Origin of the sequence: Vibrio sp. S11_S32 (assembly GCF_014694465.1) — a bacterium.
Lineage (GTDB): Bacteria > Pseudomonadota > Gammaproteobacteria > Enterobacterales > Vibrionaceae > Vibrio > Vibrio algicola.
Map to the genome: position 1 here is coordinate 336,043 of NZ_JAAUWS010000001.1, position 23,229 is coordinate 359,271.

Below are 23,229 nucleotides of genomic sequence, written 5' to 3' on the forward strand. Positions count from 1 at the left end.
TTCCGCTACAACGTGAAATCTACCACAGTCGGTAATTTAATTTTTTGCTTCAAATCAATTTCCCTTGTACCTAAGAGGTAGTAATGTAATTCTTGGGCGCGTTCTTTGTCTAACTTAACAGCATAAACCATCATATACTCTGCTTTTCTTCTATTTTCACTTCATCCCAAGCGAGATCAAGCTCTTCCAAAGCACAATACTCTAAAGGTTTATTTTTTCGCTGAATCTTAGTTTCCACTCCGCGAAAGCGACGTTCAAATTTATTGTTAGCTTTGCAAAGCACCATTTCAGGATCTTTTCCAAGATGCCGAACCAAGTTCACCACCGCAAACATCAGATCGCCTAACTCTTCTTCGACTCTTTGCTCGTTAATATCGACTTGCAAGGCCTCTTCCATCACCTCTGCAATTTCTTCTTGTACTTTATCAACCACAGGTCCAAGCGTGGGCCAATCAAAGCCATATTGAGCCACTTTATGTTGGATCTGATTAGCCCTTTCAAGTGCAGGCAAAGATGTTGATATTGAGTCTAGAATACTTTGTTCGATTTTGCTTACTTCGGTTTTCATCTTTTTCATCGCTCATTCTGTCACATCGTCAAAGTCATTGAAGTAACAGCGTCAAAGACTTTGGGGATAAGAAAACACCGCTAAGATAAGCGGTGTTTGATAACGGTTATTTCAAGCGCTTAACCCTAAGCACATCTTTTATCTGCTCAATCCGTGCCAGTATTCGCGCCAGCACCTCAACATTGTGAACTTCTAAGTGGAAATCCATAATGGTCATTTGACGTTTATAGTCGGTGCGGCTGTTCATGCTGTTCACTTTCAGTTTCTCGTTCGAGATCAAGGTGGTGATATCTTTTAATAGGCCCACTCGCTCTAACGCTTCCACTCTTATGGTTAAGATATAAACGCCATTTGAACCCCCACCCCACACAGTATCAATAATACGCTCTGGGGCATGATGATTGAGCTCACTTAACTGCTCACAATCACTACGGTGGACTGAAATGCCACGACCTTGAGTAATGTAGCCACGGATCTCATCACCTGGGATCGGCTGACAACAACGCGCTAAATGACTCATTAAGTTATCCACCCCTTGCACCACAACTGCATCTTTTCTTGGGCGGCTTTCATGGGTCGCTTTCGCTTCTTGTAGTCGAGCGAGCGCTTGTTTATCTTCTTCTTCAGCGGTCGGCTTATTGACCAAGGCATTGATATGATTAACTACTTGGTTAATGCGTAAGTCACCACTGCCGATACCAACAAACAATTCATCATTGGTGTTGACGTTAAAACGCTTCAAGGCATATTTCTGCGCATCTTTTAATGTCGCGCCAATCTTTTGCAGTTCAGATTCGAGGATATCTTTCCCCGCTTCTAAGTTTTTATCGCGTCCGAGTTTTCTAAACCACGCGTTAATCTTTGCGCGCGCGCGACCAGAATGGACAAACCCTAGCGTTGGGTTTAGCCAATCTCGAGATGGATTCGGTTCTTTTTGGGTGATAATTTCAACTTGATCGCCCATCGCCAATTTATGGGTAAATGGGACAATACGCCCACCCACTTTGGCACCAATACAACGATGGCCCACTTCAGAGTGAATATGATAAGCAAAATCAAGAGGCGTAGCCCCCATAGGTAAATCAACCACATCACCTCTTGGCGTAAAGGCATACACACGGTCGTCAAATACCTGACTGCGTAACTCATCCAGCATTTCGCCAGAATCCGCCATCTCTTCTTGCCAATCGATCAGTTTACGCAACCAAGTGATTTTTTCATCGTAACCACTGCGTACCGCGCTACTGCCTTCTTTGTATTTCCAATGCGCAGCGACCCCAAGTTCGGAATCTTCATGCATTTGCTTAGTACGAATTTGGATCTCAATCGTTTTGCCTTCAGGCCCAAGTACCACAGTGTGAATCGATTGGTAACCATTAGGCTTCGGATTGGCAACATAATCATCAAACTCACTTGGAAGATGCTTATATTTGGTGTGAACCATGCCAAGTGCGCCATAACAGTCTTGCAGTTGATCGGCAATAATTCGCACCGCTCGCACATCAAACAGTTCATCAAACTCAAGATTTTTTTTCTGCATCTTGCGCCAAATACTGTAGATATGCTTTGGTCGCCCGCTCACATCGGCATTGATATTTGCCGCTTTCATATCTTGCGATAAATCGGTGACAAAATCGTGAATATACTGCTCGCGCACAATGCGGCGCTCTGACAATTGTTTGGCGATTTTTTTATAGGTATCAGAGCATTGATAACGGAAGGCGTAATCTTCAATTTCCCATTTTAGCTGACCAATACCTAAACGGTTCGCCAGTGGTGCGTAGATATTGGCGCACTCTTTGGCAGCCGCTTGACGAATATCATCCGGCTCATTTTTCACTTCACGCAAATTACAAATACGTTCAGCCAATTTGATGATCACACAACGAAAATCATCCACCATCGCCAATAGCATGCGGCGGACATTATCGACTTGCTCAGAGGCTTCGGAATCATTCATACTGACGTTAAGTTGGCCGATTGCCGCCATTTCATCCACGCCATCAATCAACTTAACGATTTCTTTGCCATAAATTTCGGTTAATGCTTCGCGCTCAAATAAGCCTTCCGACACAATCGGGAAAAGTTGGGCAGCAAGCAGTGTTGGGCGATCCATCGACAGGGTGATCAAAATCTCGATCATTTCACGACCGCGCCACAGTAATAATTCTTTATTGCTTTCGCCCACCAGCATTTCTTCACATTGCTGATAAACTTGCTTTAACTTATTGCTGGTTTTTCCATCTTGATGAAGGCTTTCAATCCAAGCTTCTAGCTCAAACTCTTCATGTTTATTTAAATGCGCACTTCTGACTGCGACCATTACATCTTCCTTTAAATAACGGCGAAAAATTTAGGCTGCAAGATGCTTAAAACGTATTGAGTTTCGCTTTTCGCATCTTGTCTTAGCGCCTATGTCACCGGTTATAATTTGAATTTAACTGGTTTTTTGGTGGTGTTTTTTTTCACTTTTCCGGTCTTGATAAATAACGCCATGGATTCGAGATGGCTGGTATGAGGGAACATATCTAACATCCCTAGTTTATGCAGCTCATAGCCTTGATTGAGCAGATTTTGGCTATCGCGCGCTAACGTGGCAGGATTACAAGACACATACACAACGGCTTGCGCGCCAAGTGAAGCAATTCGCTCTATGATGCCAGATGCCCCCGCACGAGCCGGATCAAGTAGCACTTTATTAAATTGTTTTTTGGCCCAAGGCGCTTGCAACAAATCTTGTTCAAGATCAGCTTGATAGAACTCGACATTTTCAATGTTATTCAATTTGGCATTTTCAGTCGCGCGTTGCACCATCGCTTCGACCCCTTCGATGCCAACAACATGCTCCGCTTGCTTAGCCATTGAAAAGCTAAAGTTACCCAAACCACTGAATAAATCTAACACTCGGTCTTGAGAGGTTAATCCTAACCAATCTACCGCCTGCTCGACCATCGCTTGATTCACATTTTGGTTAACTTGGATAAAATCATTCGGTAAAAAAGCAATTTTACTACCGGTTTCTTGGCAAACTAACGCCTCACCCACCACACAATCTAATTCACCTTGATTTGGCGACAAGTATAAAGTCAGCGCATTGTGCTTGGCAAAATCGACTAAAGACTGATGCTCTTGCGCCGTAAGGGCTGCGGTATGACGTAGCAACATCGCTTTATTAGTACCATCAAATACCACTTCAACATGGCCTAGTTTTCTTGGTTGCTCTAAGGTATCAAGCAATGCTTTAATGCTTGGCAACAACGCATTTAATTGCGGCTCGAGTACGGGGCAGTCGGTGACATTGACAATATTTTTACTGCTTTTTTGACGAAAGCCAAATTGCAGCGATTGGGTTTTAATATCAAACATTAAGCTGATACGAGCACGACGACGATAACCGGTATCATTCGCAATGATCGGCGCAGCTAAAGGCAATTCACCTTGGTTTTCCATGCTGTTTTTTAACGCCTTGCCAGCAAATTTCGTCATCAATTGAGTTAATGACTGAGCTTTATGTGCAATCTGATCATCATGGCTCAAATGCTGCAAGTTACAACCGCCACACTCTTGATAGTGCGGGCAAAAAGCATCGATACGTTGGGTGCTTGCTTGTTCAACTTTGATCAGCTTCGCTTTAGAAAATTTACTTTTTTCTTCCACCATTTGAACTAAAACACGTTCGCTAGGCAGGGTACCTTCCACAAAGATCGGCTTTTTATTTTGATAAGCAATCCCTGCCCCTTGATGATCGAGGCGTTCGATAGTCACAAGTTGATGCTGCGCTCGACTTGCTTGTGGTTTTTTAGTTTGATAAAAATTGGCCATTACGACTCACTACCTGCTTATACTTATTAATATGGACGGTTTAAAAATGCGATGGTTCCACCAAATAGCGGCAAAACGGTAACAATCACGGTTAATCTTGCGTTTCGTTATGAATATCTAACTCTATGATTGTCGAAAAGCTTATAGTTGATTAAGCTAAGCACTTATCGAGCTTTCTTGAAAATTGAATTACGTCACCAGAGTATATACCCAAACCCATTGAAGTTGCAGTTAAGCGGTGGGTAAGACCGGTATAAATACCATATTCACAACGACATATTTTTCAGAACGCTATTTTCCCATATCCAGACAGGCTTGTAATTAAACAATCATGACAAGTTATGGCTTACGCGCCCGCGTGATCACGCTAACCTTAGCGCCAACATTAATTATTGGCTTATTGTTAAGCGGTTTCTTCACTCTAAATCGTTATAATGATTTGGAAAATCAACTTATTACAGCTGGCACCGATATTATCGAGCCATTGGCGATTGCCAGTGAATACGGTATGACCCAGCAGAGTCGTGAAGCAGTACGGCGCTTAATTAGTTATGCCCATCGCAAGCATTCTGACATTGTTCGCAGTATTGCGGTATTTGATTCGCATCATGAGTTATTTGTCACCTCCAATTTTCACCCTAACTTCCAATCTTTAACCTTTGATAAAACCAAGCCGATCCCGCTTATCAGTACCATCGAGCAATCCAAAAATAATGCCAATATATTGATATTACGCTCGCCGATTTTAGCCGAAGGTCAATTTGAAAACCCGACAGGCAAAGAAGCCACACCCAACCAAGCATTAGGTTATATTGCAATTGAGCTGGATATGTCCTCGCTGCGCTTGCAACAATACCAAGAAATTTTTGCCGCCTTGATGGTGCTTATTTTCGGTATTGGTTTATCTGGCTTTTTTGCGTATCGCTTAATGCGCGATGTGACCTTGCCTATCTCTCACATGGTGAGTGTGGTGGATAAAATTCGTCGTGGTCATTTGGATGTCCGAATTGAGGGCAAATTACATGGCGAACTCGACACTTTAAAAAGTGGTATCAATGCCATGGCGATGTCGTTGTCGGAATATCATGTTGAAATGCAACACAGTATCGACCAAGCGACCTCAGATTTGCGTGAAACCTTAGAGCAACTTGAGATCCAAAATATCGAGCTTGATATTGCCAAAAAACGCGCTCAAGAAGCGGCGCGAGTGAAATCTGAATTCTTAGCCAATATGTCACATGAATTACGCACGCCGCTTAATGGTGTGATTGGCTTTGCGCGTCAAATGCTCAAAACCGAACTCACCACAAACCAAGCCGATTACCTGCAAACCATTGAACGCTCAGCGCAAAGTTTACTTTCGATCATTAATGATATTTTAGACTTCTCCAAGCTTGAAGCAGGTAAACTGTTGCTCGAAAACATTCCGTTCGATTTACAAGAAACCTTAGATGAAGTGGTGAGTTTACAAGCCACCAGCGCCCATGAAAAAGGACTGGAGATCACGCTTAATATTGATCCAAAACTGCCACCGGCCTTAGTCGGTGATTCATTACGCATTCAGCAAGTCCTAACCAACTTAGTCGGGAACTCAATCAAATTTACCGAACGTGGCAATATTGATATTTCAGTAGAATTGCGCTCCAGCAGTGAAAATAAAGCCGAAGTGCAATTTATTGTGCGCGATACCGGTATTGGTATTTCAGAGCGTCAACAAGCTCAACTATTCCAAGCCTTTAGCCAAGCCGATGCCAGCATTTCTCGTCGTTACGGCGGTACAGGCTTAGGTCTGGTGATCACTCAAAACTTGATCGAACAAATGGGCGGCGAGATCAGCTTAACCAGTCGCTTGCACCAAGGTTCTACCTTCTGGTTTACTATTACCTTCCAAACCACCAATATGCCGCTATCTCCGGCGATTGATGTGAGTCAGCTACAAGATAAATCCGTGTTGTTGGTCGAGCCAAATCATCAATCGGCTCATATTATCGAGCAACAATTGCTTGAAAGCGGCATGACAGTGACCTACTCCGATCACCTGCCCGAGACTCAAGCTTCATTCGATATATTGCTGCTTAATATCTCACAAAGCGCCACGGTTGATCAAAATCAGATCGCCTTCTTAATTCAACAAGGCTTAGCGATTTCGACCAAAATGATTTTAGGCTTACCAAGTACCGAACTGGCATTGGCAGAAAACTTGATAAAACTGTATCCGGTACAATGTATTTCCAAGCCAATCATTCGCAAAAAACTGCTGCAAATGATGCTGCCTAATCAAGCGCAATCGATGCTACTCGCCGCCCCTGAAGCGCCGCACAATGAAAAACTACCAGTGCGAGTGATGGCGGTGGACGACAATCCTGCCAACTTAAAATTGATCAGTGCGTTACTCGATGAGCAAGTTATGCACGTCACCACCTGCTCCAATGGCGCCGAAGCCGTAGCCAAAGCCAGTCAGCAAAGCTTTGATATTATTCTGATGGACATCCAAATGCCGCACATGGATGGCGTGACCGCATGTGAGCATATTCGAGCATCGCAATTAAACAGTCATACCCCAGTGATCGCCGTTACTGCCCATGCTATCGATGGTGAGCGCGAACGCCTGCTGCAATCCGGCATGGATGATTATTTATCAAAACCAATTGAAGAGCATGTATTGCATCAGCTATTAGTACATTGGAACCCATACACGGTATCAGGAACCATTGAAAAACTAGAATCACCGGAAGATAAGCAAGACAAAACGCATAACCCATTAAGCTTATCTGATGGTTGTATTGATTGGCTAATGGCATTAAAACAAGCGGCCAATAAAACCGACTTAGCCCAAGAAATGCTACACATGCTGGTTGAGTTTATTCCGCAAGTGGATCAACAAATCGAATCCGCATTAGCAACCCCTGCAGGCGCAGAAGCCGAATTATTGGCAATCGTGCATAAACTTCATGGCAGCTGCGCCTACTGTGGTGTGCCTAAGCTGCAAAATGTGTGCGCCACAATTGAAACCGCACTGCGAGCAGAGCAATCAATTGAAGATATCGAACCTGAGTTATTTGAATTACAAGATGAGATGGCGAAGATAGTACAAGCAGCAGATGAGTATTTAGGTTAATGCGATGGTGAAGTGAGTTGACTAAATTAGTAAAAGATTGATTAGTGCCCAATAACACGTTTGCTACGATGCAAATTAAGCCGAAATTTACCACTTAATGCGGTAAACCCAAAGAAAATCTAGAATACCGAATGTAGCAAATCGTGTTGATGCGATTATTATGTAACTTTGTCATCGCGAGAATAAACATGATCCGCAAATAATTTCCCACCAATTTCATAAGCGTCTGGAATAATGCGATCAAGCTGAAACCCACATTTAAGTAACACTTTCTCTGAACCAATATTTCCTTCAGTTACCACAGCTTTATAAGCATTAATTTCTTGAACCGACTCAGCCCAATCCAATAGCCCAGCAAGAGATTCAGAACCATAGCCATTACTATAAAATTCAGGTAATAAAAGATAACCGACTTCAGCAACATTATTTTCAACAGTAAAACCCGTGATACCAATAGCGTTTCCTGATTGTTTATTAAAAATAACAAAGCATAACCATGAACTGGAGTCCATATTCCATGGCACTAATCGGGATTCAAATTTATCTCTGACGACCTCAACATCTGGTTTATCGAAGCACAGTGAAATAACTTCAGGATTAGAATGTAGTTGTAAAAATAACGCCCAATCGTTTTCTGTAATTACTTCCATTTTCAAACGTTTAGTTTCGATCTTCATACCATCTGCCTCCTGTTACATAACAGTGTATTAGCAAGAAACGAGGGTAAACCAGTAAATTTTTCCGACACGATCGTTACTAATCGATTAAATTATTGTCATAAAATACGCCATTATTAGCTTTTTTAAAGCTTTTAATCGATTTAATGCGATGGAGAAAGCGAGAACTGGATTTAGGGAGCCAATTATTACAGTGAGTAACCTTTAGAATTAAAGCGAGATTTCAACAGCAACCCCATCCAACTTCCCCTTCTATTGATTATCATTATCAATTAACCATATCAATCAAGGGGAAGAGCTTGTTTGGTGATCGTTGAAATAGCTACGACAACCCAACCACCCCCTCCCTTTACCAGATGTATTGCCGTTAAACATCTGAATTGTCAGCCAAGGGAGGGCTGGGGCGGGTTGTTGCTTTGATATGCAGTGAAGAGCTAAATCGCTATTCGGCAGAAACGCGCCAACCCTGCCTAAATTTTGCTTGGTGGAAAGGCTCTATTTGATACCCCAATCATGGATGATTGATGAGGCTTCTTGCGCACATGGATGTGCGGTTGAAGCCGTTAGCAAAGTAGAGTGTTGTAACCAAGGTCAACAAAATTTCTAGCAGCGGCCTTTTTGCCACCTTTTTTGGCGGTTGAAAAAAGGTTGGTCGCCGAAGGCTGTGTGATGAATTCACCACTAAATCAAGATTCAAATAAGCTACTATGGTTCCACGCATTAGAACAAGATTTCAACACTTAACTCTCCAAAATCACCGTCGCCATCGCATAGCGTTTTTCATCTGAAATCGATAAATGGATATGCTTAACCCCTTTTTGCTCGGCCACGTTTTTTGCTTGCCCATGCAAGGTTAATACCGGTTTACCCAACTCATCATTGCAGATTTCAAAATCTTGAAAACTGACGCCACAGGCAATGCCGGTGCCGAGTGCTTTAGAGGCCGCTTCTTTGGCGGAAAAACGTTTGGCTAGATAACGGGCTTGAAACTTTAATGAATCGAATATCGCCCGTTCGGATGGCACCAAAATACGCTCGGCGAAAGACTCGCCAGAGCGTTGAAGGCTTTTTTCAATTCGTTCGATATCGGCGACATCGGTGCCGAGTCCAACAATCGCCATAATTAACGGCGCGCTTGCTGCATCACGGCTTTCATATCGGCGACCGCTTTATCTAAGCCATCAAATAATGCACGGCCAATAATTGAATGTCCGATATTCAATTCGTAGATTTCAGGCAGCGCGGCAATGGCGGACACGTTTTGATAAGTCAGACCATGCCCCGCATTCACCTTAATGCCTAAACCGTGTGCATAAGTTGCACCCGCCGCGATACGTTCAAATTCAGCTTGTTGCTCACTATCGGTTTCAGCATCGGCATAATGGCCAGTATGCAGTTCAATAAACGGTGCACCACAGGCTTTAGCGGCATCAATTTGGTTGGTCGATGCATCAATAAATAGGGATACTTTAATACCAGCATCAGTGAGTTTTTGGGTAGCCGCTTTCACTTTTTCAAGTTGACCGACCACATCCAAACCGCCCTCGGTGGTCAGTTCTTCACGTTTCTCAGGTACTAAACACACGTACTCTGGCTTGGTTTGCAACGCAATCTCAACCATTTCATCGGTGACGGCCATTTCAAGGTTCATGCGGGTTTGCAGTGTTTCTCGCAAGATGCGTACATCACGATCTTTAATATGACGGCGATCTTCACGCAAATGAATCGTGATGCCATCTGCGCCTGCACGTTCGGCAATTTCAGCCGCATGTACCGGATCGGGATACTTAGTGCCACGCGCATTACGAACGGTTGCGATATGATCAATATTGACGCCTAAGTAAATCTCACTCATTTTCTCATTCCTTGTTATCAGCTGTTTCAGCTTGAATAAAATACCAAATATAGTAACTATTTCTTAGAAGCTATCATCACAAATAGCTCCCGACTTTTTAATGGTTTACTTCCAATATACGGCTTTAATGCCATGCGAGTAAATCGCTTTGCCGCTTGCAGTTGGGATTTGGTTAAAAAGCGGCGCTCACTGATCGCGACTAATTCATTACCAAGAAAGGATAAGTTATCCTGTCTGACGCTCGCAATAAAGCCTTTTTGTTCACGGTAGCGATAAGTCATGTTATCGGAGACAGCTTCACCACTGCCAGCGCAATGCAGGAAATCAACTCCGTAACCTAACGATGATAATAAGGCGAGTTCAAAACGGCGTAAGGCAGGCTCTGGGTTATCACATTGTGCTAGTTCAGTTAACGCCGCAAGATAATCATGGAAAAGTTCTGGGTAAGCGGTTTCGCTTTCAATCACTCGCGCAATTAATTCATTAACGTACATGGCTGAGTAAAGATTAATGCCAGAAAGTGGCAGACCAAGACTGATCGCCTCCGCTTCTCTTAGCGTGCGCATCGAGCCTTTACCAAACCATTTGAGTAACAGTGGGGTAAAAGGTTGCAGTACGCCTTTTAGGTTAGAGCGTTTACTGCGTGCGCCTTTGGCTAGAATGCTGACCCGCCCATATTCTTCACTGAACACATCCAAGATCAGGCTGGTTTCAGTATAAGGGCGACGATGGAGCACAAAACAACGTTGAAGACCCAAAGCGTCAGACATTATCGGTTCCTAGTGATAACTTACTAGAGGGAGTATAACTCACAAGCCATGAGCTAAGTTCAAATAAAAAAGCGATCCTGTCTTAGGACTAAGGATCGCTTTATTTTTTAAGATTCGCTTTATTGTCAGACTAAAGCTTATAAGTCATCAATGTAACCAAGTGAACGTAGTGCTCGTTCATCATCCGCCCAACCTGACTTCACTTTAACCCAAGTTTCTAAATACACTTTACGGTCAAATAACTCTTCCATATCTAGGCGAGCTTCACGGCCGATGGTTTTGATTTTTTCACCACCAGAGCCGACTACCATTTTCTTCTGGCCAAGACGTTCGACCAAAATTAAGGCATTGATATGGAAACCATCGGTATCTGGGTTGTAATCAAAACGTTCAATTTCAACCGTAACCGAGTAAGGCAGTTCTTCACCCGTAAAACGCATTAGCTTTTCACGAATGATTTCCGATGCCATAAAGCGCTGAGAACGATCGGTCACATACTCTTCAGGGAAGTGATGAACCGCTTGTGGCAGAGCTTCGCGAACACGTTGGCGAATCGCATCAGTGTTACGACCATGCTTAGCTGAAATTGGAATGATATCGACAAAATCCATTTTTTCAGACAATTGTTGCATGTGAGTCATAACGTGCGTGCGATCTTTGACATTATCGACTTTGTTGATTAATAAAATGGTTGGGAAATTGGCTGTACGCAATTTGTTTAATACCATTTCATCATCCGGTGTCCACTGAGTACCATCCACTAAGAATAATACTAAGTTTACATCACTTAAAGAACTGTTGGCCGCACGGTTCATTAGGCGGTTGATTGCGCGTTTTTCTTCAATATGAAGCCCAGGAGTATCAATATAAATCGCCTGAAAAGCACCTTCAGTATCGACACCCATGATGCGGTGACGAGTGGTCTGAGGCTTACGCGAAGTGATCGAAAGCTTCTGACCTAATAAATGATTCAGTAAAGTTGATTTACCGACATTCGGGCGACCAACGATGGCAATAAAACCACAATGTTGTTCACTCTCATCAATGGCGGCTTCAACTTGAGAAGGTTGTGCTTCGCCAGCAAAATAGGCATCAAGATCAAACTCTGGTTGCTCATTATCTTGGGCATCAATTTGATCGTTCTGTTGATCTTTCTTATTTGTCATTGGTCAGTACTCCTAACGCAAGTTCCGCTGCAGACTGCTCCGCTTTACGGCGACTGGTGCCTTTTCCGACGACAGGATTGGCAACACCGGCAATGTCACATGAAACAGTAAACTCTTGGTTATGCGCTTCGCCTTTAATTTTTTCCACTGTGTAAAGCGGTAAAGGTTTGCGACGACCTTGCAGAAATTCCTGCAATTGAGTTTTAGGATCTTTTTGTGAAATACCCGGTTTAATGGCTTCCAAACGCGATTGATACCAATTTAATACCACGCCACGCACCACTTCAACATCACTGTCGAGGTAGCAAGCACCGATGATGGCTTCAACGGCATCAGCAAGGATTGAATCACGACGGAAACCGCCACTTTTCAATTCGCCTGGACCTAATTTTAAGTAGTCTCCTAGCTCAAACTCACGTCCAAGCTCCGCTAACGTTTGACCGCGAACCAATGTCGCGCGCATGCGGCTCATATCCCCTTCATTAATTTTAGGGAAGCGATGATACAACTCATCAGCAATGACAAAACTTAAAATTGAATCGCCCAAAAACTCTAAACGTTCATTATGTTTGCTATTCGCACTGCGGTGAGTCAGTGCGAGGTTAAGACGATCGGCGCTATTAAAGCTATAACCGATCTTCTTTTCTAACTTAGGTATCTGAGAATTCATGCTCTCTCAATTATATTAAGCCGCCGATACGATTAAATCGCACGCCGGATGGGATCCACGAAGGTAATACGCTATCCGCATCACGATCAAATTCAAAGCTAATCCAAATCGCTACTGCTTTTCCGACTAGATTGGCTTCCGGTACAAATCCCCAATAGCGACTGTCTGCACTGTTATCACGGTTATCACCCATCATAAAGTACTCGCCTTGAGGCACGACCCATTCTGCTTGATAAGGTCTTGGCTGGTAAGCCGCCACGTTATCGCGTCGAACAGGGCTAATTAAAATACTATGCGCGACATCGCCAAGTTGTTCTTTCGCTTGGATCAGCGGAACACCATCTTGGAAGAAGTCACTTTTTTTCACATCAGAGCGTGGCACTGGCTTACATTCTTGACTGCCAGGCGACTGAACACACACTTGTTTATCTTCAGTATAGCGGATCGTATCGCCAGGCATGCCAACAAGACGTTTAATGTAGTCAATATTTGGCTGTGGTGGGTAACGGAATACGATAATATCCCCACGCTTTGGCTCACCAGTTTCAACAATTTTCGATTGAAATACTGGATCTTTAAGCCCGTAAGCAAATTTTTCAACTAAGATAAAATCACCGACCAATAAGGTTGGCATCATCGAGCCTGACGGTATTTGAAATGGTTCGTAGATAAAGCTACGCAAGATCAAAACAAACGCGATCACAGGGAAGATAGACACACTGTTCTCGACCCACCAAGGTTGGCGATTGACCTTTGCCACCACTTCTTTCGGTAATGGTTCATTGGTTTTGGTTTCAATATCAGCCACGGCTTGTTGACGTTTTTTCGCCCACACCAATTTTTCAAATGCCCACACAATACCGGTAACAACGGTCACAAGTACTAAAATCAATGAAAATGTATTCGCCATTTGGCTTCCCTATAATTTTCTAATAAGAACAGTGAAAAACTAGGCTGTTCAAAAACAAGCAAAGTGAAAGAGCGCACTCTTTCACTTCTGGTTATCGAGTAAAGATATTGTCAGACCCAAGCTTTGCTAACATCAATGCTTGGTAAATTAATCTTTACCAACATGAAGGATCGCAAGGAACGCTTCTTGTGGTAATTCAACATTACCAATCTGCTTCATGCGTTTTTTACCTTCTTTTTGTTTCTTCAATAGCTTTTTCTTACGACTCACATCGCCGCCATAACATTTTGCGATTACGTTTTTACGCAATTGTTTCACGGTAGAACGGGCAATAATGTGGTTACCAATCGCCGCTTGAATCGCAATATCAAACATTTGACGAGGGATAAATTCTTTCATTTTCTCAACTAATTGACGACCACGATTTTGTGAGTTGTCTTTGTGAGTAATGATCGCCAGTGCATCAACCGTATCGCCATTAAGCAATACATCCACTCGTACCATGCTTGATAACTGGTAACGTTGGAAGTTGTAATCCAGTGACGCATAACCGCGTGAAGTTGATTTTAAACGATCGAAGAAATCCAACACTACTTCCGCCATTGGCAGATCGTAAGTTAAGGCAACTTGGTTACCGTGGTAAACCATATCCACTTGAGTACCACGTTTTTCGATACATAAAGTGATCACGTTACCTAAGTAATCGGCTGGCACTAAAATATTACAACGGGCAATTGGCTCACGAATTTCATCAATATCATTAATAGCGGGCAGTTTTGCAGGGCTATCAACATATATGATGGTTTTATCGGTTTTTACCACTTCATACACTACGGTTGGCGCCGTCGTGATCAAGTCTAAATCGTATTCACGCTCTAAACGCTCTTGAATGATTTCCATGTGCAACATGCCAAGGAAACCACAACGGAAACCAAAGCCTAATGCGGCTGAGCTTTCTGGTTCATAAAATAATGAGGCGTCGTTTAAGCTTAACTTGCCCAGTGCATCACGGAAGTTTTCATAGTCATCCGATGATACCGGGAACAAGCCAGCATAGACTTGAGGTTTTACTTTTTTAAAGCCTGGAAGACGAGTTTCACAGCCGCCTTTAGCGTGAGTTAATGTATCCCCCACTGGCGCGCCTAAAATATCTTTAATACCACATACTACCCAGCCTACTTCACCAGTGTTCAAACCATCGGTATCGACTTGCTTTGGTGTAAAGATACCAATGCGATCCACTCCCCAAACTTGGCCAGTGCTCATCACTTTGATTTTGTCATTTTTCTTCAGTGAACCATTTTTGATTCGAACCAAAGACACCACACCTAAGTAGTTATCAAACCATGAGTCAATGATCAGTGCTTGCAGTGGCCCATCTGGATCACCTTCCGGCGCGGGGATAGATTTAACAATTTCTTCTAATACCAGATCGACGCCGATACCGGTTTTGGCCGAACAACGTACCGCTTCCATCGCATCAATACCTACGATGTCTTCAATTTCTTCTGCTACGCGTTCTGGATCGGCCGCAGGTAAATCAATCTTGTTTAAGATTGGTACCACTTCCAGTTCCATTTCAATCGCGGTGTAACAGTTAGCCAAAGTTTGAGCTTCAACCCCTTGACCGGCATCAACCACCAATAACGCACCTTCACACGCCGCTAGAGAGCGAGATACTTCATATGAGAAATCAACGTGTCCTGGGGTATCGATAAAGTTCAACTGGTAGGTTTCACCATCGTTGGCTTTATAATCTAAGGTAACGCTTTGTGCTTTAATGGTAATGCCGCGCTCACGCTCAAGATCCATTGAGTCTAATACTTGAGCCGCCATTTCACGTTCAGATAGGCCTCCACAAACTTGGATGAGACGATCAGAAAGGGTCGACTTACCGTGGTCGATGTGGGCGATAATCGAAAAATTACGAATGTGCTTCATGCTAATGACGATACTCAATTTAAAAAATGAAAAATAGAAACGCACGCTCAATAAGCGGGTTTCATTAAAGTGGATGGGATTCTACCCAATTTCAAGCAAGGTAGCTATACCCTTATGACTTGAAGACGTAACTTGAAGCAACAGCGTTATCACTGTCACTGGCATAAGAAGGGGCGATGGGATCAACAAATAGGCTGGCCTAACACTCGAATTAAACTCACTTCACGGCCAACTTTGGTCTCTAACCAATCGGTGAGAGGCTTTGCAAAGTAAATACCCACACCACCAAATAAGAAGAACATAAAGATCACAATGCCTTCTCCGCCGCCCAATAATGGTCGTAACCACACTTGCGCGATCAAACTGCCAAGCATCATCGCCACTAAAGGCAACAAATAAACAGTTAACGCAGAAAGCACTAGGCTTTTTTCAGGTAGACCGATCTCGACAATTTGCCCTGCTTTCAGGCTTTCACCGGCTTGAGCTAATTGATCTGAGTCCAATTGCCATTCATGCGATTTATTACCTAGCGCTTTAGATACCATGCCAGTACCGCAACTTTTTTGCGATTTGCAATGATTGCAGCTGGTCTGTTGTTCACAACTCACTTTGACCACCAGCTTACCACTGCGACTTGCGACATCGATGACAGTTGCCAAAGCAGTCATCATTTTTGACCACCTTGGGCTGTGGTTGCTTTATTGGTATTCGAGGCGTTATTACTTGTTGCCGCTATAAATACCACCGAATCGGCAATACGTTTCGCCGTTACCGCGGGAATGTCACCGATCACTGAAATCTCTTTATTATCTTTAACAAAGGTTTGCAACGTGCGACGACCTTGACGGTAAATTTGTGCTTTGCTATCTGGTGAATCTAGATCCGAAACATACACCGAAAAGCTAAATAAACCGTCGCTATAAAGTTGGCTTTCAACCACGCTATCGGTGATCGGAATACGGTATCGATTCAAATCATTGGCTTTAAAACCATTTGGCACCCAACTCACTTTCCAATCGGCAAGGGTTGGTTGAGGCTTAGGAATAGTTAGAACATCCGGTAATTCAATGGTATTTAAACGTTCAAGTATATTGGTGATGTGTTCGCTAACCGCATAAGAAATGGTGCGATATTGCTCTAACACTTCACCATTACGTTCCACTAAATCAGCGCGTAAAGGCAATTTAGTGCGCTCATCAATCCAAACCACATAGGAATAACGCAGCCCATCTTTTGGCACTACGCGGATCACTTGACAGGCAGCGCCAGCTTCACGAGCACGGCCCATTTTGACAAAGTCATACAACTGAGCGAGCTGATCAATATTGGTATTAATCATAGGTATGATAGGACCGACCATGCTGCCAGAGCTGATACTAAATGGCTCGATGCCAGGCTCGACATAGCTCACTTCATCCGCACGCCGGATCACTTCACGGATCGGGCCGCTTAAGTAGACTAAATGCGCCAGTTGCTTGTTCTTATCGACCGCATGACGATAAAGCAGCGGTTCAATGCTGTTTTTCTTAATCAGAATGTAAGACATTTCATAACTAAGGGTTTGACTGGCTTCGCTCATCTGATGCAACAAAGCCTCAGCAGAGACAGTATCGTCTGCTGAGGCAATTTGACTAAATAAGCTGAATAGTAATCCAATACTAATCAGTAGTTTTTTCATTATGTTACCGCTCTGGTGTTAAGCAGTTATTCACTGGTGTGATTAAGACGTAACTGCAATTCATAATCTTGCATTAAAGCATTAATGCGTCGGTGCTGTTCCATCGCTTTCGCTTCACCGGATTGAGGGCGGATTGAATCACGAGTTAAACTCACAGGCTCTGCCGATCCAGCAAAAGGAATCGTTTGTAGAACGGGTAATTGATCGGCATCAGTTGGTGCTGAGTTGCTACCAGAATATTGTTGCACTCCAAGCACTACTACCATAGACACACAAGCGGCAATACCAATCTGAGTAATATTCAATAACCACGCAGGCATCGCTTTACGTGCTTTTTGTGGTTTAGGTTGCGATTCTATCATCGGAGTTACATTGGTTAACCCTTCGTTATGGGTAGAATGCGCAGGCTCTGCATCCAGTGCCATCGCAACATTTGCTGCGATATCCCAAGCGGGCATATTCTGCGGCGCTTCTCCGCGCAACGTATCACCGATTAAATGATAATGACTCCACGATTGCTGTGCTTCAGCATCGTTTTCAATATCGCTTATCAATGATTGATCGACAAGCTCGCCATCCATTAGAGCTGAGATCTGTTGTTTACTGGTCATATTCATCACCGTATTTATAAGGCTATTGGCGCTGCATAAGTGGGGTTATTTTCTTTTCCACTGCATCACGAGCCCGGAATATCCGAGAACGAACGGTCCCAACAGGACAATCCATCACTTCAGCAATTTCTTCGTAACTTAAACCATCTAGTTCGCGTAAGGTCATTGCTGTTTTCAAATCTTCAGGCAGTGCTTCAATTGCGTGAAAAACCACCTGCTTTAATTCTTCTGACAACGTTAAGTTCTCAGGGTTCGATATTTCTTTTAATGCACTACCAGATTCGTAATATTCTGCGTCTTCTGCATCGACATCACTGGCTGGAGGTCGACGTGATTGAGCGACAATGTGGTTTTTAGCGGTATTGACCGCAATGCGATACAACCAAGTGTAAAAAGCACTTTCACCACGAAACCCCGGAATGGCTCGATAGGCTTTAATAAACGCCTCTTGAGCAACATCCGGCACATCTGCTGGGTTTTTTATGTATCGTGATATTAAGCTGCATACCTTGTTTTGGTACTTGATGACCAAAAGATTGAATGCTTGCTTATCACCATTTTGAACCCGCTCAATTAAGACTTGATCAGTCAACTGCTCGCTCATTTCGAGCACCTACCCCTGTTGTTATGCTCTTATCTTCTCAGATATGAACGCTGTTTCTGTATATTGAAAATGGACATCACAGCTTAGCCGATCACTAATTATGACTTGGGAAAACAAAAAAAGTTCCATAAATTAAAATTTTTCGCTTTTCAATTATAAAGTGTGATGTAATTATCATTCACTCAGATCACCCAATCAGCCACTGTAACGCTGATGCAGGGGAATGCTTATTCATTTATGGCCGTCATTATAAGGGCATCTATACATTAATTAGTATTTTTTTTGTTATTTATATCGCTCAAGTAACAATTATGAGTCAAATAACAAGAATGATTTATGCCGCCTAGGCTAACTTAGTGTAATTCATTGATTCAACCACATAATTAGGGATTGATACAAGCTTATGAATTCAAATAGTAATGAGCACCAATGTGATGTTCTGGTGATAGGTAGTGGCGCGGCCGGTTTATCGTTGGCGTTACGTGTTGCCGCTTTCGGCAAGGTAATGGTGCTCAGCAAAGGACCGATGTCAGAAGGCTCAACTTATTATGCCCAAGGTGGTATTGCTGCGGTTTTCGATGAAAATGACAGTATTGAATCTCATGTTGAAGATACCTTAATCGCCGGCGCTGGCATTTGTGAAAAAGACACCGTCAACTTTATTGCTAAAAATTCTAAAGAATGTGTGCAGTGGTTAATTGATGGCGGGGTGCCATTTGATTTTGATGAAAACGATAAAAGCGCCAATCCAAAGCATCACTTAACCCGTGAAGGTGGGCATAGTCATCGCCGCATTCTTCATGCAGCCGATGCAACTGGCATGGCAATGCAAACCTCACTACAAGATAATGTCGCTCGTCATCCTAATATCCATTTCCTTCAACGTTACAATGCCTTAGATTTAATTACCGAAGATAAAATTGGCGGCGATGCGAAAAAAATCGTTGGTGCCTATATCTGGAACCGTAACCAAGAACATGTTGAATCAGTACGAGCGAAATTTGTGGTATTGGCCACCGGTGGCGCATCTAAAGTGTACCAATATACCTCAAATCCTGATGTCTCTTCTGGCGATGGTATTGCGATGGCGTGGCGCGCAGGCTGTCGAGTGGCTAACTTAGAATTTAACCAATTTCACCCTACTTGCTTGTTCCACCCTGAAGCGCGTAATTTCTTACTGACCGAAGCGTTGCGCGGTGAAGGCGCTTATTTAAAACGCCCAGATGGTACGCGCTTTATGCACGATTTTGATCAGCGCGGCGAACTGGCCCCGCGCGATATTGTGGCGCGAGCGATTGATTTTGAGATGAAGCGTTTAGGCGCCGATTGCATGTATCTTGATATTAGCCATAAACCAGCTGACTTTATCGAGAAACATTTCCCGACTATTTATATGCGCTTAAAAGATCTTGGCATTGATATGACCCAAGAGCCGATCCCGATTGTACCGGCAGCGCATTATACCTGTGGCGGTGTGATGGTCAATCAGCAAGGTCAAACCGATCTTAAAAATCTTTATGCTGTTGGGGAAGTTACCTATACCGGATTACATGGTGCCAACCGTCTTGCATCTAACTCATTATTAGAGTGTGTGGTGTACGCATGGTCTGCGGCTAACGATATTATTGCCAATTTTGATAAAGCGACCTTACCAGCCTCATTACCTTATTGGGATGAAAGCCAAGTCACCAATTCGGATGAAGAAGTCATCTTGCAACATAACTGGCATGAATTACGTTTATTTATGTGGGATTACATGGGGATTGTGCGCACCGATAAACGCTTAGAACGAGCGATGCGCAGGATTCAATTATTGCAACAAGAAACCCATGAATATTACAGCCATTTCCGAGTCTCTAATAATCTACTCGAGCTGCGTAATTTATTGCAAGTAGCGGAGTTAATGGTACGCTGCGCGATGGCAAGAAAGGAAAGTCGTGGGTTACATTACACCCTAGACTACCCAGACAAGTTAGAAAGTAGCGGCCCAACTATTTTAGAACCTGAAACCTTTAGAACCACCAATCCGTTGTTTTAATTCTTTTAATAACCATAGATTTGAGTCGTGATCTTGATAAGATCTACGGCTCTTTTTTTATCTCTAATCGGCCTACATTGTGGGCACTTTCTTGGGTTAATAATACCAACAAACGCCGATAGTCAGGATCGCTAAATTGATGCCGCCATAAGTGGATCACTTTTCCCTCAAGTCGAATTTGTATTAACCACATTCTAAGTTCGGTTTGAACCGATTTCACAGGCACAAATAAAGACTCTAGCGAATAAGAAGCGCAATTATCCTGCCACTCAAAATCAAAGCGATCAGAATCAAAGTAAAGTTTGAGTGATAGTTGTATTAATAGCAGCGATAGCAGTAGCGGAGAGAGAGAAACAACAATCACCCAATTCAGCACCAGAAAGAAAATCAGTGCGATAATATGAGGAATTGCTGTGTCTTGATAGTGAAAATGATGACGGCGGTAAACCAGTTGCTCGGGATTAACGCACTTTACTGAGATTATGGGCAACGATTTTATCCACTAGCTTGGCATGACCTAAGTGTTCACTACGCCCATGTCCCATTACCCAAGTAAAGAGGTCTGGATCATCACACTCCAGTAGCGAAACAAATTGCTGTTGCTCTGATTCTGTTAAGTCATCAAAACATTCTTCAAAAAATGGCATGATCACGACATCAAGTTCTAACATACCACGGCGACAAGCCCATTTGATTCGTGCTTTTTCTTCAGGTTTATACATAATCGTTCCATCCATTATTTTAATCACTTAAGTCTACCAGTCTGACCCTTTTCTCACTAGTATCATTATCACATTGTCATAAAAAATCAGCGCTAAACTACCGTAGTTAACGACGGTGGCTTTTAAGCATAGTTCGTTTATCGACACTTCAAAGACCGACAATAAGGGAAAGGTGACAAATCTAAGCGACAGGTTTACCATAACCACAACTTTCTATCTCAGGGCTTTATGATGAATTGGACTCCTTCTGTATCACCATTATCTTTCTCTTCTACAGATACCTTACCTGATTTGATTTTGTGCCCATTACCTTCATGGTCAAGCATTACCATGGTCGGTGATGATAAAAAATCTTACTTACAAGGACAAATCACCAATAACGTGGTGACTTTGGAGGCAAATAAAAGCACATTAGGCGCACATTGTGATGCCAAAGGAAAGATGCTGAGTGTATTTCAATTATTCCACCACAATCACGGGTATGCGTTATTTCAACGACGTTCTGCGATTGAAAAAGAACTGGTCGAAATTAAAAAATACGCGGTTTTCTCTAAAATTGAGATCCTGCAAAGTGATGATGTCTGTATTGGATTAATCGGCGAGCAAGCGGATAGCTTCATTAATGGTTTAAACGATGACGATAGCGATAGCGATGTGCGAGCGATTGCCGGCGGAACCGCGGTGAGAATAGACCGTAATCGTTGGTTGTTGTTGATATCAAATGAGCAAGTAACCCCGTGCGCAGAAAGTGCATTATCAGCGGGTGCGACACTTTGCGATGAAAGTATTTGGGATTGGGCCGATGTTATCTCCGCCCGCCCTCGTCTAGATGCTGCCGAGCAATTAGAACATATTCCGCAAGCGATGAATTTGCAGGCGCTTGACGGCATCTCTTTTACTAAGGGGTGTTATACCGGTCAAGAAACTATTGCTCGTGCTAAATATCGCGGCATTAATAAGCGTGCCATGTTCTTACTTGAAGGCCAAGCGGGTAGCACATTACCCGATGATCTTAGTGTTGAGCGCCAAGTAGGAGAGAACTGGCGTAATGCAGGTAAACTTCTGGCACACTATCATTACTCAGATAACAAACTGATTGGCTTAGCGGTACTACCGAATAACTTAGACACTGACACTCGATTGCGCTTAACTCAACAGCCTGAAAGTGAACTGACGTTTGGCAGCTTGCCTTATTCTCTACAACAAGATGATTAGAGGTGTATCGATTAAGATCTCTTTTTTGTAGAAAATAGATGTCATTATCGTCTTTTAAAAGCAATATCGCACTCATACAACTGCCAATAATATAGAATTTATATTAACTAATTGTGAATAATTACCCATACGTATCGATATAATGTATGGTAATGACACTTGTTTTACTTTGGTGGATGCCTTTTTCCTAACCAAGTAACAAGTTAAGTGATTGATGGTTGGAACAACCGCTATAGTTGAACTCCTAACTATTCACTTTATATAATGCATCTGTGATTTTGCCCGCACCTTAAATGCGGGCTTTTTTTGTCTCTAGCAACCCGTGAAGTCTTCCATCTTTTCCACCCTATCAACTTTCCCCAACCCACACTTTCCAACCTCGATCTTAGGCAACCGACTCACAGTCCAATAAACCAGCAACTAATACTTAAAACAAATCTGTCACCATCAAAACATAAAAAATCAGAATTAACGGCTAAAAAACAAGCTTTCGACTACCACTTTAAATAATCAAAACCCAACTCTTGTCACATTTAATATCACATTGAAACACTTCTGTAACACATCATCCTGTATAATATACGCCAATTACTATAAGGATGTTAGTATGAGACTGTTTAAACGTTACGTAAGCGTTCACCAGCACCCTATTGACAGGGCTGGTGAACGTTAAAAACCGAATACGTTTGGGTAGGGCTGTCGATTCGTCACGGCTGTGACGATTTCGGACACAACTGACCATGCTGAGAGGCCACGCTTTTTGCAGGTTTCAGTTATCGTATGTATACGGCTGCGAAATTTATCACCAGCATCAGATGTCGTGCCGTAGCTAATTTTGCGTTGAATGACAAAACCTCGAATGCA

The 23,229-nt window shown here is 43.0% G+C and carries 19 protein-coding genes and 2 pseudogenes; 3 read left to right on the forward strand and 18 right to left on the reverse strand.

Going from position 1 to position 23,229, the window contains the following annotated elements; genetic code table 11:
• Positions 1-130: 130 nt before the first annotated feature.
• The 3 genes and pseudogenes from HC723_RS01540 to rlmD all read right to left on the reverse strand — a co-directional run.
• Positions 131-571: pseudogene (locus HC723_RS01540) on the reverse strand (MazG family protein); the annotation flags it as partial.
• A gap of 103 nt (positions 572-674) precedes the next feature.
• Positions 675-2,891 (reverse strand): GTP diphosphokinase, encoded by a 2,217-nt coding sequence (gene relA, locus HC723_RS01545; RefSeq protein WP_153446317.1) that lies wholly within the window; start codon positions 2,889-2,891, stop codon positions 675-677.
• Between the two features lie 101 nt (positions 2,892-2,992).
• Positions 2,993-4,390, reverse strand: coding sequence for a 23S rRNA (uracil(1939)-C(5))-methyltransferase RlmD (gene rlmD / locus HC723_RS01550; RefSeq protein ID WP_153446315.1), 1,398 nt, complete (start codon positions 4,388-4,390; stop codon positions 2,993-2,995).
• Positions 4,391-4,721: 331 nt separating this feature from the next.
• On the opposite strand from rlmD, the gene barA reads away from it, so the two are divergent.
• The gene (gene barA, locus HC723_RS01555) at positions 4,722-7,508 is read left to right on the forward strand and encodes a two-component sensor histidine kinase BarA (protein WP_190337957.1); all 2,787 of its coding nucleotides are present in this window, start codon (positions 4,722-4,724) and stop codon (positions 7,506-7,508) included.
• A gap of 158 nt (positions 7,509-7,666) precedes the next feature.
• Here barA and HC723_RS01560 read toward each other — a convergent pair whose 3' ends face one another.
• The 12 genes from HC723_RS01560 to rpoE all read right to left on the reverse strand — a co-directional run bounded on the left by HC723_RS01560 (position 7,667) and on the right by rpoE (position 18,390).
• Positions 7,667-8,185, reverse strand: a complete 519-nt coding sequence (locus HC723_RS01560) for a GNAT family N-acetyltransferase (protein ID WP_153446312.1) — start codon at positions 8,183-8,185, stop codon at positions 7,667-7,669.
• Positions 8,186-8,925: 740 nt separating this feature from the next.
• A complete protein-coding gene (gene acpS / locus HC723_RS01565; protein WP_153446310.1) occupies positions 8,926-9,306 on the reverse strand; it encodes a holo-ACP synthase in 381 nt (126 codons plus the stop codon).
• Between the two features lie 2 nt (positions 9,307-9,308).
• Complete coding sequence (gene pdxJ / locus HC723_RS01570) at positions 9,309-10,040, reverse strand: pyridoxine 5'-phosphate synthase (RefSeq protein WP_153446308.1); 732 nt, start codon at positions 10,038-10,040, stop codon at positions 9,309-9,311.
• A 56-nt stretch (positions 10,041-10,096) separates the two neighbouring features.
• Positions 10,097-10,810, reverse strand: a complete 714-nt coding sequence (gene recO / locus HC723_RS01575; protein WP_190337958.1) for a DNA repair protein RecO — start codon at positions 10,808-10,810, stop codon at positions 10,097-10,099.
• Between the two features lie 137 nt (positions 10,811-10,947).
• Positions 10,948-11,976, reverse strand: coding sequence for a GTPase Era (gene era, locus HC723_RS01580; protein ID WP_190337959.1), 1,029 nt, complete (start codon positions 11,974-11,976; stop codon positions 10,948-10,950).
• Positions 11,966-12,646 (reverse strand): ribonuclease III, encoded by a 681-nt coding sequence (gene rnc / locus HC723_RS01585; protein ID WP_190337960.1) that lies wholly within the window; start codon positions 12,644-12,646, stop codon positions 11,966-11,968. The genes era and rnc overlap by 11 nt, the downstream gene beginning before the upstream one ends.
• A 10-nt stretch (positions 12,647-12,656) precedes the next feature.
• Positions 12,657-13,556 (reverse strand): signal peptidase I, encoded by a 900-nt coding sequence (gene lepB / locus HC723_RS01590; RefSeq protein WP_190337961.1) that lies wholly within the window; start codon positions 13,554-13,556, stop codon positions 12,657-12,659.
• Between the two features lie 147 nt (positions 13,557-13,703).
• Positions 13,704-15,497 (reverse strand): translation elongation factor 4, encoded by a 1,794-nt coding sequence (lepA, locus tag HC723_RS01595; RefSeq protein ID WP_190337962.1) that lies wholly within the window; start codon positions 15,495-15,497, stop codon positions 13,704-13,706.
• A gap of 182 nt (positions 15,498-15,679) precedes the next feature.
• A complete protein-coding gene (locus HC723_RS01600; RefSeq protein WP_190337963.1) occupies positions 15,680-16,168 on the reverse strand; it encodes a SoxR reducing system RseC family protein in 489 nt (162 codons plus the stop codon).
• Entirely contained in the window at positions 16,165-17,175 is a 1,011-nt protein-coding gene (rseB, locus tag HC723_RS01605; RefSeq protein ID WP_190337964.1) for a sigma-E factor regulatory protein RseB, read from the reverse strand. The genes HC723_RS01600 and rseB overlap by 4 nt, the downstream gene beginning before the upstream one ends.
• A 26-nt stretch (positions 17,176-17,201) precedes the next feature.
• The gene (locus HC723_RS01610) at positions 17,202-17,786 is read right to left on the reverse strand and encodes an RseA family anti-sigma factor (RefSeq protein WP_190337965.1); all 585 of its coding nucleotides are present in this window, start codon (positions 17,784-17,786) and stop codon (positions 17,202-17,204) included.
• A gap of 22 nt (positions 17,787-17,808) precedes the next feature.
• On the reverse strand, positions 17,809-18,390 hold the full coding sequence (gene rpoE / locus HC723_RS01615; protein ID WP_153446292.1) for an RNA polymerase sigma factor RpoE: 582 nt from the start codon (positions 18,388-18,390) through the stop codon (positions 17,809-17,811).
• 403 nt (positions 18,391-18,793) lie between these two features.
• Between rpoE and nadB the strand changes: the two genes are divergently transcribed.
• A complete protein-coding gene (gene nadB / locus HC723_RS01620) occupies positions 18,794-20,428 on the forward strand; it encodes an L-aspartate oxidase (RefSeq protein ID WP_190337966.1) in 1,635 nt (544 codons plus the stop codon).
• Between the two features lie 43 nt (positions 20,429-20,471).
• Here nadB and HC723_RS01625 read toward each other — a convergent pair whose 3' ends face one another.
• Together HC723_RS01625 and HC723_RS01630 are read right to left on the reverse strand one after the other, a co-directional pair.
• Positions 20,472-20,918 carry a hypothetical protein gene (locus HC723_RS01625; RefSeq protein ID WP_190337967.1) on the reverse strand — a complete coding sequence of 149 codons (447 nt, stop codon included), beginning with the start codon at positions 20,916-20,918 and terminating at the stop codon, positions 20,472-20,474.
• Positions 20,890-21,150, reverse strand: a complete 261-nt coding sequence (locus tag HC723_RS01630) for an FAD assembly factor SdhE (RefSeq protein ID WP_153446288.1) — start codon at positions 21,148-21,150, stop codon at positions 20,890-20,892. The genes HC723_RS01625 and HC723_RS01630 overlap by 29 nt, the downstream gene beginning before the upstream one ends.
• A gap of 231 nt (positions 21,151-21,381) precedes the next feature.
• Here HC723_RS01630 and ygfZ point away from each other — a divergent pair, with 231 nt between their 5' ends.
• Positions 21,382-22,365: a tRNA-modifying protein YgfZ gene (gene ygfZ / locus HC723_RS01635; protein WP_190337986.1), complete on the forward strand. Its 984-nt coding sequence runs from the start codon at positions 21,382-21,384 to the stop codon at positions 22,363-22,365.
• A gap of 669 nt (positions 22,366-23,034) precedes the next feature.
• Here the strand turns inward: ygfZ and HC723_RS01640 are convergent.
• Positions 23,035-23,229 (reverse strand): annotated as a pseudogene (locus HC723_RS01640) (IS66 family transposase); the annotation flags it as partial.